The organism is Rothia nasimurium (genome assembly GCF_042660305.1).
GTDB classification, from domain to species: domain Bacteria; phylum Actinomycetota; class Actinomycetes; order Actinomycetales; family Micrococcaceae; genus Rothia; species Rothia nasimurium.
Map to the genome: position 1 here is coordinate 405,360 of NZ_JBHSTW010000018.1, position 14,232 is coordinate 419,591.

The following is a 14,232-nucleotide window of genomic DNA, read 5'->3' on the forward strand; positions in this document are numbered from 1 at the left end:
AGGAGAGTCTGTTGGCTACTACCGCAGATATCAAGAACGGTGTCGTTCTCAAGATTGACGGCAACCTCTGGTCCGTCATCGAATTCCAGCACGTCAAGCCCGGTAAGGGCGGCGCTTTCGTCCGTACCAAGCTGCGTAACGTCACCTCAGGCAAGGTAGTTGATAAGACCTTCAACGCCGGCGCTAAGGTTGAGACCGCAACCGTCGACCGCTCCGACTACCAGTACCTCTACCAGGACGGCACCGACTACGTCTTCATGGACCTGAAGACCTACGACCAGATCAACGTCTCAGAGGTCACCGTTGGCGACGCCGCCAAGTACATGCTCGAAAACCAGACCGCAACCATCGCCATGCACGAAGGTTCACCCCTCTACATCGAGCTTCCCGCCTCAGTCGTCCTCGAAATCACCTACACCGAGCCCGGCCTGCAGGGTGACCGCTCCACCGGCGGCACCAAGCCCGCAACCGTCGAGACCGGCGCCGAGATTCAGGTGCCCCTCTTCCTCGAAACCGGCACCAAGGTCAAGGTCGACACCCGCACCGGTGACTACCTCGGCCGCGTCAACGACTAAGTACCGTGAATTCAAGAACCAAAGCTAGACTTCGCGCCCTCGAAGTCCTGTTTGAGGCCGACCAGCGCGGCGATGACGTCATAGACGTCCTAATTCGCCGCCGCACCTACACCTCAGCGCAGATTTCGCTCTACTCCGAGCAGATTGTTCGTGGCGTACGCGACCACGACGAAGAGATTCGCGAGTACATCGAAACCTACGCCCAGGACTGGACCATGGACCGCATGCCCAGCGTGGACCGCGTGGCTCTGCGGCTCGGCGCTTGGGAGCTCCTCTTTAACGATGAGATTCCCGATGCCGTAGCTATCTCAGAGGCTACCGGCCTGGTTCGCCTGCTGTCGACCGACGATTCACCCAAGTTTGTGAATGGCCTGCTCGACCGCCTGCGCCAGGTGAAGCCCACCCTGCTGGCCTAGGCCCATAGGTACCATCTAAATCAGAAAAACCCACCAACGAGGTGGGTTTTTCTGATTTAAACGGTACCTACTGAAAACTGTCTCAAATTCAGCCGCGGTGAGGGGTGGACGTGATACATTGAGGTGTGACAGCAACCTTTAAGTCCGTCCTGTGAGGCGGGGAAGGAGGCCGGCACATGACCGATACCACCGGTGTACCCACCGACGTATCTGCAGGAGCCCACCGGGTCATCCTGGAGTCAGCCGACATTGAGCGAGCTCTTACTCGCATCGCCCACGAAATTCTTGAAGCCAACAAGGGTAGCGAGAACCTGGTTCTACTAGGTATTCCGCGCCGAGGCTTCCCTCTAGCCGAGCGTCTGGCAGCAAAGATTGCCCAGACCGATTCCGGCTTTAATCCCGCTTTTTCTCTGGGACAACTCGACATCACCATGTACCGTGATGATTTACTCTCAAAACCTGGGCGGACGCCTGAGCCCACCCGTCTGCCCGCAGCAGGGATAGAGGGGCGCACCGTCGTCCTCGTTGACGATGTACTTTTTTCAGGGCGCACTATCCGCGCCGCCCTCGATGCCCTCAAGGACTACGGCCGCCCCGAAGCCGTCCGCCTGGCAGTACTGGTTGACCGCGGCCACCGCCAGCTACCCATCCGTGCAGATCATGTAGGAAAGAACCTGCCCACTAGCACCCATGAGTCGGTTAAGGTGCTGCTCTCGTCCATCGACGGTGAGGACGACAAGGTGATTATTTCTCAGCCCGCCCACTCCGCTACCTCAGCCCAGGAAGGAGGGGAGTAGCCGTGCGTCACCTGCTCGATACCAAGGATCTCTCCCTTGACGACGCCCTCAACATTCTCGATACCGCCGACTACATGGGCGAGGTCGGCCAGCGCGAAGTCAAGAAACTCCCCGTGCTCCAGGGGCGCACCGTGGTCAACCTCTTCTTTGAAGACTCGACCCGCACCCGCCTGTCCTTCGAAGCTGCCGAAAAGCGCCTATCTGCCGACATCATCAACTTCTCGGCCAAGGGCTCATCTGTCTCTAAGGGGGAGTCCCTCAAAGACACCGCCCAGACCCTGGCAGCAATCAACGCCGACGCCGTGGTAATTCGCCACAGCGCATCGGGTGCCCCCCAGCGTCTGGCTGAAGCTGGCTGGATTGACGTGCCCGTGCTCAACGCCGGTGACGGCACCCACGCCCACCCCACCCAGGCCCTGCTGGACGCCATGACCCTGCGCCAGTTCAAGGCCCAGGTTGAGGGCGTCACAACCCGTGGCCTCACCCTAGAGGGTCTGCGGGTGGCGATCGTGGGCGATATCCTGCACTCCCGCGTGGCCCGCTCCAACCTCTGGCTGCTCCACACCCTGGGAGCAACCGTCAAGTTCGTTGCCCCACCCACCCTGCTCCCGGTAGATATCGAAAACTGGCCGGCAGAGATTTACTACAACCTCGACGACGCCATCGAGTCGGGAGTTGACGCGGTGATGATGCTGCGTATCCAGAAAGAACGCATGAACGCTGCCTTCTTCCCCTCATCCGAGGAATACTCCCGCCTGTGGGGGCTTACCCCCGAGCGCTTTGCCCGCCTCGACGCGTCCGCCCACGAAACCGCTATCCTGCACCCCGGCCCCATGAACCGCGGCCTCGAAATCTGCGCCGAAGCAGCAGACTCACCCCGCTCCTGGGTGCTGCGCCAGGTCACCAATGGTGTGTCTGTACGCATGGCGGTGCTCTACCTGCTCATGACCGGTGGCTCTGCCAACGATTTCTACCCCGGCTCCTAAGCCCTGCACGAAAGAGAAACAATGACTGAATCTGTTTACCTTATCAAGGGCGCCTCACTGCTTGGTGAGAAGACCGCCGATATTCTGATTAAGGGCGGCACTATCGCCGAGATTGGCGAAAACCTTGAGGACGCCGCAGCTCAGGTTGTCGAGGCCCAGGGGCTGATTGCTCTCCCCGGCCTGGTCGATCTGCACACCCACCTGCGCGAACCCGGCCAGGAAGATGCCGAAACCGTTGAAACCGGTACCCGTGCCGCAGCTCTGGGCGGCTACACCGCCGTCTTCGCTATGGCCAACTCCAACCCCGTTGCTGACACTGCCGGTGTGGTGGAACAGGTCTATGAACTGGGAAAGAACTCGGGCTGGGTTAAGGTGCAACCCATCGGAGCTGTGACCGTTGGCCTGGCAGGGGAGCGCCTCTCCGATATCGGGGCCATGGCTGAATCCCGTGCCCAGGTGCGCGTCTTCTCAGATGACGGTATGTGTGTCTGGGACCCCGCCCTGATGCGCAGAGCCCTGGAATACGTCAAGACCTTCAACGGTGTCATCGCCCAGCACGCCCAGGAACCCCGCCTGACCGAGGGCGCTCAGATGAACGAGGGTAAGGTTTCTGCCGAGCTCGGTCTGGCTGGTTGGCCCGCTGTTGCTGAAGAATCCATCATTGCCCGCGACGTGCTGCTGGCAGAACATGTTGGCTCCCGTCTGCATATCTGCCACCTTTCAACCAAGGGTTCGGTTGAGATCGTGCGCTGGGCTAAGGAGCGCGGTATCAAGGTAACTGCCGAAGTTACCCCCCACCACCTGCTGCTGACCGATGAGCTGGTACGCACCTACGACCCCGTCTACAAGGTCAACCCGCCCCTGCGCACCGAAGAGGACGTTCTGGCCCTGCGCCAGGCTGTTGCCGACGGCATTATCGACATCATTGGCACCGACCACGCGCCCCACCCCGCCGAATCCAAGGACTGCGAGTGGGCCTGCGCTGCTAACGGTATGACCGGCCTTGAGCAGGCACTGTCCATCATCCAGAAGACCTTGGTCGATACCGGCTACATCACCTGGGCCGACGTTGCCCGCATCATGAGCACCAAGCCCGCCGAAATCGGGCTGGCAGCCGACCAGGGCCGTCCGCTCGAAGCGGGGGAGCCCGCCCACCTGGTCTTGGTTGACCCCGCAGCCACCCGCGTCATTGACCCTGCCGCTCAGGCAACCAAGGGTAAGAACAACCCCTACCGGGGCCTGGAAGTTCCCGGCGCGGTCGTAGCCACCTTCTTCGGCGGCCACCCCACCGTGCTCGACGGTAAGCTCAACACCCCGACCGCAAACTAACCGCTAGGAGCGCCCGTGTCTGACAAGCTGATACCCACCCTGATTTTGGCCCTGATCGCCGCCCTCATCTTTTGGGCTATGTGGCAGGGCTGGAAGAACAGGAAACAGCGTCAGATCCACACGGGCACCCTGCTTGATGTGCCCGAACGCTACGACGACGCCGAATCCCTGCTTGCGGTACCCGGCACCTATGTTGCCACCACCGTCATGGGGGACTGGCTCGACCGTATCGCCACCAACACCCTGGGCGTGAAATCAACCGGTGTCTTCTTCGTGTACGAAGACGCTGTCATCATCATGCGCAACGGCTCCCAAGATATCTGGATTCCCGCTAGCGACATTATCGGTGTGCGCACTGAAGCCGGTATGAACGGTAAGTTCGTCGAGAAGGACGGCCTGGCCGTCCTCTCCTGGTCCCTCAACGGCAACCCCGTCGATACCGGCTTCCGCACCCGCTATGCGGCTGACAAAAAATCAATCCTCGATGCCGTTGCAGCTATCGCACCCCAGGCAACTGTCGGCCACGATACCCTGGCCCGACCCTAAGTTTCCACCTGCTGATTGCAGGTGACTACACCAACCAACAGGAAGTGTGTGAATGTCCCACCTAGCACCCACCCCACGTGCAGCAGTACTCGTCCTTGAAGACGGTACCTTCTACCGCGGCGAAAGCTACGGCGCTACCGGCAAGACCCTTGGCGAAGCGGTCTTCTCAACCGGCATGACCGGCTACCAGGAAACCCTGACCGACCCCTCCTACGCGGGGCAGATTGTGGTTCAGACCGCACCCCATATCGGCAACACCGGCGTTAACACCGAGGACGCCGAATCCCGCAAAATCTGGGTTGCAGGCTACGCCGTGCGCGACGCCGCCCGCCGCCCCTCCAACTGGCGCTCAGAGCGCTCTCTCGATGAAGAGCTGGTAGAGCAGGGCATCGTGGGTATTCAGGGCATCGACACCCGTGCTCTGACCCGCCACCTACGCAGCGCCGGTTCCATGCGCGCCGGTATCTTCACCGGTGCAGACGCCGAGCTGCCCCTGGCAGACCTGGTTGCCCAGGTACAGGCAGCAGCCGAAATGAAGGGCCAGAAACTGGCTGACTCCGTTTCTATCGAAGAGGCCTACACCGTAGAACCCGCTGACCAGGGCTGGGACGGCGACGTCAAGGCTACCCTGGTTGCCGTCGACCTGGGTATCAAGGCAATGACCCCGAAGCGCTTTGCCGAGCGCGGCGTCCGCGTGCACGTGCTGCCCGCAACCGCCACCCTCGAAGACATCACCGCCCTCAACCCCGACGGTGTCTTCTTCTCCAACGGCCCCGGCGACCCCGCAACAGCGGACGACCAGGTTCAGCTCCTGCAGTCCGTCCTGCGCACCGGAACCCCCTTCTTCGGTATCTGCTTCGGCAACCAGCTGCTGGGCCGCGCCCTGGGCTTTGGCACCTACAAGCTGCCCTTCGGCCACCGCGGTATCAACCAGCCCGTCATGGACCGCACCACCGGCAAGGTAGAAATCACCGCCCAGAACCACGGCTTCGCCGTAGACGCCCCGCTGGACGGCGCCGTCACTGCCCCTAACGAAGAATTCGGCCGAGTCGAGGTCTCCCACGTGGGCCTCAACGACCAGGTGGTCGAAGGCCTCCGCTGCCTCGACATCCCCGCCTTCTCGGTGCAGTACCACCCCGAAGCAGCCGCTGGCCCCCACGACGCTGCCTACCTCTTTGACCGTTTCATCGATCTCATGCTCGAGAAGAAGAACTAAGGACACCGAACCATGCCGAAGCGTAACGATCTCAACTCAATCCTCGTCATCGGTTCTGGCCCGATCGTCATTGGTCAGGCCGCCGAATTCGACTACTCGGGCACCCAGGCCCTGCGCGTTCTCAAAGAAGAAGGCGTGCGCGTCATTCTAGTCAACTCCAACCCGGCCACCATCATGACCGACCCCGAGTTCGCCGACGCCACCTACATCGAACCGATTACCCCCGAGGTCATCGAAAAGATTATCGCCAAGGAAAAGCCTGACGCCATTCTGCCCACCCTCGGTGGTCAGACCGCCCTCAACGCCGCTATCGCCCTCGATGAGCAGGGCATTCTCGATAAGTACGGTGTTGAGCTCATTGGCGCTAACATTGAAGCCATTAACCTGGGCGAAGACCGTGAGGCCTTCAAGGGCGTTGTCGAACGTGCCGGTGGCGAGTCTGCCCGCTCCGTTATCGTCCACACCATGGACGAAGCCCTCGAAGCTGCCAAGGAACTGGGCTACCCCATGGTCGTGCGCCCCTCCTTCACCATGGGCGGCCTGGGCTCAGGCATGGCCTACAACGAAGAAGACCTGCACCGCATCGCCGGTGCCGGTATCCAGTACAGCCCCACCAGCGAGGTTCTTCTCGAAGAATCCATCTTGGGCTGGAAGGAATACGAACTGGAAATGATGCGAGATAAGAACGACAACGTGGTTGTCGTCTGCTCCATCGAAAACTTCGACCCCGTGGGCGTGCACACCGGCGACTCCATCACCGTGGCTCCCGCCCTCACCCTCACCGACCGCGAGTACCAGAAGCTTCGCGATATCGCTATCAACGTGATTCGCGAAGTTGGCGTCGATACCGGTGGCTGCAACATCCAGTTCGCTATTGATCCCGCGACTGGCCGCGTCATCGTCATTGAGATGAACCCCCGTGTCTCCCGCTCGTCCGCTCTGGCTTCAAAGGCAACCGGCTTCCCGATTGCAAAGATCGCTACCAAGCTCTCCCTGGGCTACACCCTGGACGAAATTCCCAACGACATCACCCAGAAGACCCCGGCCTCCTTCGAGCCCACCCTCGACTACGTCGTGGTCAAGGTACCCCGCTTTGCCTTTGAGAAGTTCCCGGCAGCAGACCCCACCCTGACCACCACCATGAAGTCGGTGGGCGAGGCCATGGCCCTGGGCCGCAACTTCACCGAAGCCCTGCAGAAGGCAATGCGCTCCATGGAGCAGAAGGGCTCAACCTTCCACTTCGACAACCCCGAACTCGGTGCGAACGAGCTAGCCGCCCTGATTGAGCAGAGCAAGACCGCTACCACCGACCGTATCTTCCAGGTCCAGCGAGCCCTGCTGGCTGGTGCTACCGTCGAGCAGATGTACGAGGCGACCGCCATTGACCCCTGGTTCCTCGACCAGCTGGTGCTCCTCAACGAGGTTGCCGCAGAAATCGCCGCCTCAAAGACCCTGGACGAGCGCACCCTGCGCCTGGCCAAGCGTCACGGTTTCTCCGACGCTCAGATCGGTGAGATTCTCGGCATGAGCGAGGCAGTGGTGCGCGGTATCCGCCACGCCCTGAACATCCGCCCCGTCTTCAAGACCGTCGATACCTGCGCCGCCGAGTTTGAGGCCTTCACCCCCTACCACTACTCTTCCTACGACCAGGAGGACGAGGTAGCCCACCACGAGAAGCCCTCAATCATGATTCTGGGCTCCGGCCCCAACCGCATCGGCCAGGGTATCGAGTTCGACTACTCCTGCGTGCACGCTTCCATGGTGCTGCGCGAGGCCGGCTACGAGACCGTCATGGTCAACTGCAACCCCGAGACCGTATCAACCGACTACGACATCTCAACCCGCCTCTACTTCGAGCCCCTCACCTTGGAAGACGTGCTCGAAATCGTTGAGGCTGAGCGTCGTACCGGTGGCCTGTTGGGCGTCTTCGTGCAGCTCGGTGGCCAGACCCCGCTCAAGCTGGCCCAGGAACTCAAGGCAGCGGGCATCCCGATTCTGGGCACCTCACCCGAGGCTATCGACCTGGCCGAGGACCGCGGCGAATTCTCCCGTGTGCTCGAAGAAGCTGGTTTGCTTTCCCCCAAGAACGGCACCGCCTACACCTTTGAGAATGCCAAGAAGATTGCGGACGAGATTGGCTACCCCGTGCTGGTGCGCCCCTCCTACGTACTGGGTGGCCGCGGCATGGAAATTGTCTACTCAGAGGCCCAGCTGGCCCGCTACCTAGAGAACGCCACCGAGGTTTCCCCCTCCCAGCCCGCACTGATTGATAAGTTCCTTGAGGACGCCGTCGAAATCGACGTCGACGCTCTCTTTGACGGTGAAGAGCTTTACCTGGGCGGCGTCATGGAGCACATCGAAGAGGCCGGTATTCACTCGGGCGACTCTGCCTGCACCCTGCCCCCCATTACCCTGGGGCCGGACGTCATCGAGCAGGTCAAGGAGGCAACCTACAAGATTGCCGCCGGCGTGGGCGTACGCGGTTTGATCAACATTCAGTTCGCCGTAGCTTCTGAGATCCTCTACGTCATCGAGGCTAATCCCCGCGCTTCTCGCACCGTGCCCTTTGTTTCAAAGGCAACCGGTGTGCAGATGGCGAAGGCAGCGGCCCTGATTGGAACCGGTAAGACTATTGCCGATCTCAAGGTCGAAGGCTACCTGCCCGCAAATATGGACGGTGCCTCCCTGCCCGCTGAAACCGCCATCGCAGTCAAGGAAGCTGTGCTGCCCTTCAGCCGCTTCCGCACCCCCGAGGGCATCGTGGTTGACTCCCTACTCGGCCCCGAAATGCGCTCAACAGGTGAGGTCATGGGCCTGGACCGCCACTTCGATACTGCCTTCGCTAAGGCTGAAGCATCTGCAGGTTCTAAGCTGCCGACCGAGGGTAAGGTCTTTGTCTCCGTAGCTAACCGCGACAAGCGCAACTCCATCATCTACGTGAAGATGCTGCAGCAGCTAGGCTTCGAGATTGTCTCCACTGGCGGTACCGCAGACGTTCTGCGCCGCAACGGGGTGGAGTCCCTGGTCGTCCCCAAGATTGCAGAAACCAAGGACGGGGAGCGCTCCATCGTCGATATGGTGCGCGATGGCGACATCGACCTGATTTTCAACACCCCCTCTGGCGGTCAGGCCCGTGGCGATGGCTACGAGATTCGCGCTGCGGCCACCTCGGTAGGCTGCCCCGTGATGACCACCGTCTCTGAGTTCGGTGCCGCAGTTCAGGGTATTAACGCCCTGCGCGAATACAGCTGGGACGTCATGAGCCTGCAGGAACACGGCGCCTCCATTGAGGCTACCCTGAAAGCCCGGGAGGCCTAATGTCACGCGGTTTTGGTGATCGCCTGGCTGCGGCCATGGGGGAGAAGGGGCCCCTCTGCGTGGGTATAGACCCCCACCCCTCCCTCCTTGATGCCTGGGGGCTGCCCGACACCGCGGCGTCCTTAAGCACCTTTGCCTCGACCGTGCTTGAGGCCTGTGGCTCGGTGGCCGCAGCCCTCAAGCCCCAGGTGGCGCTCTTTGAGCGCCACGGCTCTGCGGGTCTTGCCGCTCTGGAGCAACTTCAGCGCGATGCTGCGGACGCCGGTGTGCTGGTTGTCGCCGACGCCAAGCGCGGTGATATCGGCTCGACCATGGCTGCCTATGCGGACGCTTGGCTGGGGGAGACCTCGCCGCTGGGCACCGATTCAGTGACCTTGAGCCCTTACCTGGGTTTTGAGTCCCTGCGTCCGGCCCTTGACCTGGCCGCCCGCAATGACCGGGGTACCTTCGTGCTGGCACTGACCTCGAACCCCGAGGGGCAGACCGTGCAGCATGTCGGCGGTACCTCATCTGTTGCCGCATCGATTATCGCCGCGGCCCGTGCCGAGAACGACCAGCGCCAGTGGGAGGCTATGGGGCCGTGCGGGCTGGTGGTAGGTGCCACCGTTGCTGATGCCCTGCAGAAGCTAGAGATTGACCTCTCAACCTTCAACGGGCCCATTCTGGCACCGGGTTTCGGCGCCCAGGGAGCTACAGCGCACGACCTCTATACCGTTTTTGCCGGTATTGAGAACCAGGTGTTGGTGAACTCGAGCCGAGGTGTGCTGGCGGCGGGTCCGTCGGTTCAGGGGCTTCGTCAGGCGGCTGAAAAGGCTCGTGACGAGCTTGTAAACGCCCGGTAGAGTCTAGACCAACAAAAATGGTGGGAATTTGAAAAAACTCCCACCATTTTTCTTTAAAAGAGGTTACCGACGAGTAACTATCTTCCATAACCGTTTCTGACATGCTATTTTGTAATTGTTGGTTCGCAAATAGATAAGCAACAACCCCCAAGAACGAGCAAAGCTGCTCGGTTGCTTGTTTATTCCAACACACCCCACCCCTTTTGCCTTACACGGCATCTCGCACAGAAGGACAAGGATTATGCCTCTTCAGCCCCTCACCGAAGAACAGCGCGCCGCCGCCCGCGAAAAGGCCAAGAAGGCCCGTGTTACCCGCGCCGAAATCAAGGACGCTGTAAAGAACAAGCAGATTACTATCGCAGAAGTTCTCAAGCGTGCCGAAACTGACGAAGCAGTCGCTAGACTGAAGGTAACCGACCTGCTCACCTCCCTGCCGGGTGTGGGCGAGGTTCGTACCGAGAACATTTTGAACGAACTGAACATTGCTGCGTCCCGCCGTCTGCGTGGTCTTGGTATCCACCAGCGCAAGGCACTCATCAATCTTCTCGACCGATAAGGGAAACCATGGCTGAACAGACTGCCGCACCTAAACTGACCGTGCTAGCTGGCCCCACCGCTGTTGGCAAGGGAACCGTTTCTGCTTACATTCGTGAGCACTACCCCGAGGTGTGGTTCTCTGTCTCCGCCACTACCCGCGACCCCCGCCCGGGCGAAGAAGATGGCGTGCACTACTACTTCGTCTCAGACGAAGAGTTTGAGTCGATGGTAGAGAACCGCCAGATGCTGGAATGGGCCACCGTGCACAACTCCTACAAGTACGGCACGATCCGCTCCATGGTGCAGAAGCAGCTCGACGCCGGTAAGCATGTCCTACTTGAAATCGACCTGCAGGGCGCCCGCCAGGTGCGCAACGCCATGCCCGAAGCGCAGCTCATTTTCTTGGCCCCTCCCAGCTGGGACGAACTGGTTTCCCGCCTTATTGGTCGAGGAACTGAGTCACCGCAGGAGCAGGAAGCCCGCCTCGATACTGCCAAGATTGAGCTGGCTGCTGAGCCCGAGTTTGATTACACCGTCATCAACGAAACCGTGGCAGAAGCGGCGGAAGAAATCGTGCGCCTCATGGGTGCTCACCGCAAGTAAGCCAGGGAGTCGCTAGGGCGGCGGTTTAGGGGAATATCACCCCTGCACCGCCGCCCTTTTGCGTGACAAAAAAACGGTTGACCGATAGTATAGGTAGAGTTTTATGCCACCGGTAGACCCGGTGGCGAGCAAGCACAGTCAAGATGGAGTCTTACGTGGCAAACGCACACAACGATGAAGGTATCATCAATCCCAGCGCAGACGCTCTGATCCAAAAAGCTGAGTCGAAGTACGGTCTGGTGATTTTTGGTGCTCGCCGTGCTCGCCAGATCAACGCCTACTACTCACAGCTTCACGAGAACCTGTACGATCACGTAGGCCCCCTGGTAGATTCTGAGCCCAACGAGAAGTCGCTCTCTGTGGCTATGCGTGAAATCAACGAAGGCCTGATTGAGGCCCGCCATATTACTGATGGCCAGTTCGATGAAAACGGCACCCTGCTGCACGAGGATGAGCCCAGCGCATTCCTGGCCGGTGGCGACTTCTACATCGACGAGCCCTTCGTTGAATACGTCGACGCTGAAGATGCAGATCAGGCCTAATCTGCAGTAGCTCATGCGAGTTGTTATTGGCATTGGAGGGGGCATTGCTGCCTATAAGGCGGCAATGCTCCTTCGTCTTTTTGGTAAGGCCGGGCACGAGGTTATTGCGGTGCCCACCGAGGCTGCCCTCAAGTTTGTGGGGCAGCCTACTCTTGAAGCCCTGAGCGGCAACCCGGTGTCGGTGGACGTCTTTGAGCGGGTTCCCGAGGTCAATCATGTGCAGCAGGCTGAGCAGGCTGACGCTGTGATCGTTGCCCCGGCGACAGCCGACCTCATGGCCCGTTTAGCGGCTGGGCGGGCTAACGATCTGCTGACCGCAACCGTGCTGACCACTCACGCCCCGGTCATTTTAGCGCCGGCGATGCACACCCAGATGTGGGAGCACCCGGCTACCCAGGCCAACGTAGCGACCCTGAAATCCTACGGCTACCACGTCATCGAGCCTGCCGTGGGCCGTCTGACCGGCCCCGACTCCGGCGTGGGGCGCCTGCCTGAACCCGAGGATATCTATGCCCAGGCCCTAGCCCTTTTGGGCTGGGATCAGGATGCCGCGGGGGAGGGCCAGCCGGTTGAGGCAGGGGAGCAGCCCCTAGCTGGGCAGCGACTGCTCATTACAGCCGGCGGTACCCGAGAAGCCCTTGATCCGGTGCGCTTTCTGGGCAACCGGTCCTCGGGCAAGCAGGGCATCGCCCTTGCTACTGCCGCTACCGAACTCGGCGCCCAGGTACACCTCATAGCAGCTCATGTTGAGGTCGAGATACCGGGTAACCTGCACCGGGTCACCCGGGTATCGAGTGCCCTGCAGCTACGCGAAGCCGTGTTTGAGCACCTGGCAGCCACCGACGTCCTGATAATGACCGCGGCAGTGGCCGACTTCAGGCCGGCAGAGTACGCGGACGCCAAGATTAAAAAGACGGACGACCCCGGCCAAGACCCCGTGATTAGGCTGGTGCGCAATCCCGACGTCCTCAAAGAAGCCGTGCTCTACCGTGAGGAAAACCCGCAGCGAGCACCCCACACCATCGTTGGTTTTGCCGCCGAGACCGGGGATGCTACCACCAGCCCGCTCGACTACGGCCGCGCCAAGCTGGCGCGCAAGGGCTGTGACTACCTGGCGGTGAATACCGTGAGCGAAACCCAGGGGTTTGGGGCCGATAGCAACACTATTACCCTGCTCTCAGGCCAGAATGACCGCGAGGTAACCCTCCAAGGCAGCAAGCTCGACGTCTCCCGCGTAATACTTCGTCATATAGCGCAAGAATTCAACAATCATTCACCAAGTAGCCCCACCGGGCCGAGAGAAGTACAGTAAAAACCGTGACTGAAAATAATCATCTTCGTTTATTCACCAGTGAGTCCGTGACCGAGGGCCACCCCGACAAGATTTGTGACCAGATCTCTGACTCAATCCTGGACGCCCTACTGACCGTTGATCCGCTCTCAAACGTAGCGGTTGAAACCCTGGTCACCACCGGCCAGGTGCACGTAGCGGGTGAGGTAACCACCAACGGTTACGTCGACATCCCCAGCATTGTGCGCAAGACTATCCTCAACATCGGCTATAACTCATCCACCCACGGCTTCGACGGCGAATTCTGTGGCGTATCTGTATCGATTGGCGAGCAGTCACCCGACATTAACTCGGGTGTTTACAACTCCCTCGAAGCCCGCCAGGGCACCGCAGCCGACGACCTGGACCGCCAGGGCGCAGGCGACCAGGGCATCATGTTCGGTTACGCCACCAATGAGACCGAAGTGCTCATGCCCGCCCCTATTTACGTTGCGCACCGCCTGGCCGAGCAGCTGACCAAGGTGCGCAAGGACGGCACCCTGCCCAACCTGCGCCCCGACGGTAAGACCCAGGTCACCCTGGGCTACGACGAGAACTTCAAGCCCGTCATGATTGATACCGTTGTGGTCTCAACCCAGCACACCGCAGACTACGATCTCGACCAGCTTGCAGCCGATATTCAGCAGTACGTGATTGAGCCGGTTCTGGCCAGCTTCGACTTTGACTCTTCCCAGGCCAAGTTCATCATCAACCCCGCAGGTCGCTTCGTTCAGGGCGGCCCCGTGGGCGATGCCGGTCTGACCGGCCGCAAGATTATTGTGGATACCTACGGTGGTATGGCCCGCCATGGTGGCGGTGCCTTCTCAGGTAAGGACCCCTCCAAGGTTGATCGTTCTGCCGCCTACGCCATGCGCTGGGTTGCCAAGAACATCGTTGCTGCCGGACTCGCCGACCGTGCCGAGGTCCAGGTCGCCTACGCTATTGGCCAGGCTGCACCTGTTGGTATCTACGTTGAAACCTTCGGCACCGAAAAGGTCGAAATCTTCAAGATTGAACAGGCTATCCGCGAGGTCTTCGACCTGCGCCCACTGGCCATCATTCGCGACCTAGAGCTGCGCCGTCCTATCTACGCCAAGACCGCAGCCAACGGCCACTTCGGCCGCGAAGAGCGCGAGTTCACCTGGGAGCGCACCAACCGCGTCAACGAACTCAAGGCGGCTGTAGGCCTCTAAGC

At 60.5% G+C, this 14,232-nt stretch carries 14 protein-coding genes; all 14 read left to right on the forward strand.

Annotation, left to right across the window (positions count from 1 at the left end):
• Positions 1 to 11 precede the first annotated feature (11 nt).
• Positions 12 to 575 (forward strand): elongation factor P, encoded by a 564-nt coding sequence (gene efp, locus ACFP6B_RS08885; protein WP_237185723.1) that lies wholly within the window; start codon positions 12 to 14, stop codon positions 573 to 575.
• A 5-nt stretch (positions 576 to 580) separates the two neighbouring features.
• A complete protein-coding gene (gene nusB / locus ACFP6B_RS08890; RefSeq protein WP_135012288.1) occupies positions 581 to 991 on the forward strand; it encodes a transcription antitermination factor NusB in 411 nt (136 codons plus the stop codon).
• Positions 992 to 1,167: 176 nt separating this feature from the next.
• A complete protein-coding gene (pyrR, locus tag ACFP6B_RS08895) occupies positions 1,168 to 1,788 on the forward strand; it encodes a bifunctional pyr operon transcriptional regulator/uracil phosphoribosyltransferase PyrR (RefSeq protein ID WP_377129337.1) in 621 nt (206 codons plus the stop codon).
• A gap of 2 nt (positions 1,789 to 1,790) precedes the next feature.
• Complete coding sequence (locus ACFP6B_RS08900) at positions 1,791 to 2,774, forward strand: aspartate carbamoyltransferase catalytic subunit (protein ID WP_237185721.1); 984 nt, start codon at positions 1,791 to 1,793, stop codon at positions 2,772 to 2,774.
• 21 nt (positions 2,775 to 2,795) lie between these two features.
• Positions 2,796 to 4,103: a dihydroorotase gene (locus ACFP6B_RS08905; RefSeq protein ID WP_377129340.1), complete on the forward strand. Its 1,308-nt coding sequence runs from the start codon at positions 2,796 to 2,798 to the stop codon at positions 4,101 to 4,103.
• 15 nt (positions 4,104 to 4,118) lie between these two features.
• Entirely contained in the window at positions 4,119 to 4,649 is a 531-nt protein-coding gene (locus ACFP6B_RS08910; protein WP_377129342.1) for a PH-like domain-containing protein, read from the forward strand.
• A gap of 52 nt (positions 4,650 to 4,701) precedes the next feature.
• Positions 4,702 to 5,865, forward strand: a complete 1,164-nt coding sequence (gene carA / locus ACFP6B_RS08915; RefSeq protein WP_377129343.1) for a glutamine-hydrolyzing carbamoyl-phosphate synthase small subunit — start codon at positions 4,702 to 4,704, stop codon at positions 5,863 to 5,865.
• Between the two features lie 12 nt (positions 5,866 to 5,877).
• Positions 5,878 to 9,183, forward strand: coding sequence for a carbamoyl-phosphate synthase large subunit (gene carB / locus ACFP6B_RS08920; RefSeq protein WP_377129345.1), 3,306 nt, complete (start codon positions 5,878 to 5,880; stop codon positions 9,181 to 9,183).
• Positions 9,183 to 10,025 carry an orotidine-5'-phosphate decarboxylase gene (gene pyrF / locus ACFP6B_RS08925; protein ID WP_377129347.1) on the forward strand — a complete coding sequence of 281 codons (843 nt, stop codon included), beginning with the start codon at positions 9,183 to 9,185 and terminating at the stop codon, positions 10,023 to 10,025. The genes carB and pyrF overlap by 1 nt, the downstream gene beginning before the upstream one ends.
• A 241-nt stretch (positions 10,026 to 10,266) precedes the next feature.
• A complete protein-coding gene (gene mihF / locus ACFP6B_RS08930; RefSeq protein WP_237193816.1) occupies positions 10,267 to 10,581 on the forward strand; it encodes an integration host factor, actinobacterial type in 315 nt (104 codons plus the stop codon).
• A gap of 8 nt (positions 10,582 to 10,589) precedes the next feature.
• Positions 10,590 to 11,165: a guanylate kinase gene (gene gmk / locus ACFP6B_RS08935; RefSeq protein WP_185172879.1), complete on the forward strand. Its 576-nt coding sequence runs from the start codon at positions 10,590 to 10,592 to the stop codon at positions 11,163 to 11,165.
• A gap of 155 nt (positions 11,166 to 11,320) precedes the next feature.
• Positions 11,321 to 11,707 (forward strand): DNA-directed RNA polymerase subunit omega, encoded by a 387-nt coding sequence (gene rpoZ / locus ACFP6B_RS08940; RefSeq protein ID WP_377129350.1) that lies wholly within the window; start codon positions 11,321 to 11,323, stop codon positions 11,705 to 11,707.
• Positions 11,708 to 11,720: 13 nt separating this feature from the next.
• The gene (gene coaBC / locus ACFP6B_RS08945; RefSeq protein WP_377129352.1) at positions 11,721 to 13,019 is read left to right on the forward strand and encodes a bifunctional phosphopantothenoylcysteine decarboxylase/phosphopantothenate--cysteine ligase CoaBC; all 1,299 of its coding nucleotides are present in this window, start codon (positions 11,721 to 11,723) and stop codon (positions 13,017 to 13,019) included.
• 5 nt (positions 13,020 to 13,024) lie between these two features.
• Complete coding sequence (gene metK, locus ACFP6B_RS08950; RefSeq protein WP_237237286.1) at positions 13,025 to 14,230, forward strand: methionine adenosyltransferase; 1,206 nt, start codon at positions 13,025 to 13,027, stop codon at positions 14,228 to 14,230.
• Positions 14,231 to 14,232: the final 2 nt, after the last annotated feature.

Coding starts and splice junctions, on each gene's coding strand:
- carB (WP_377129345.1), top strand. CDS start 5,878: ATGCCGAAGCGTAACGATCTCAACTCAATCCTCGTCATCGGTTCTGGC.
- carA (WP_377129343.1), top strand. CDS start 4,702: ATGTCCCACCTAGCACCCACCCCACGTGCAGCAGTACTCGTCCTTGAA.
- pyrF (WP_377129347.1), top strand. CDS start 9,183: ATGTCACGCGGTTTTGGTGATCGCCTGGCTGCGGCCATGGGGGAGAAG.
- mihF (WP_237193816.1), top strand. CDS start 10,267: ATGCCTCTTCAGCCCCTCACCGAAGAACAGCGCGCCGCCGCCCGCGAA.
- pyrR (WP_377129337.1), top strand. CDS start 1,168: ATGACCGATACCACCGGTGTACCCACCGACGTATCTGCAGGAGCCCAC.
- coaBC (WP_377129352.1), top strand. CDS start 11,721: ATGCGAGTTGTTATTGGCATTGGAGGGGGCATTGCTGCCTATAAGGCG.
- gmk (WP_185172879.1), top strand. CDS start 10,590: ATGGCTGAACAGACTGCCGCACCTAAACTGACCGTGCTAGCTGGCCCC.
- ACFP6B_RS08905 (WP_377129340.1), top strand. CDS start 2,796: ATGACTGAATCTGTTTACCTTATCAAGGGCGCCTCACTGCTTGGTGAG.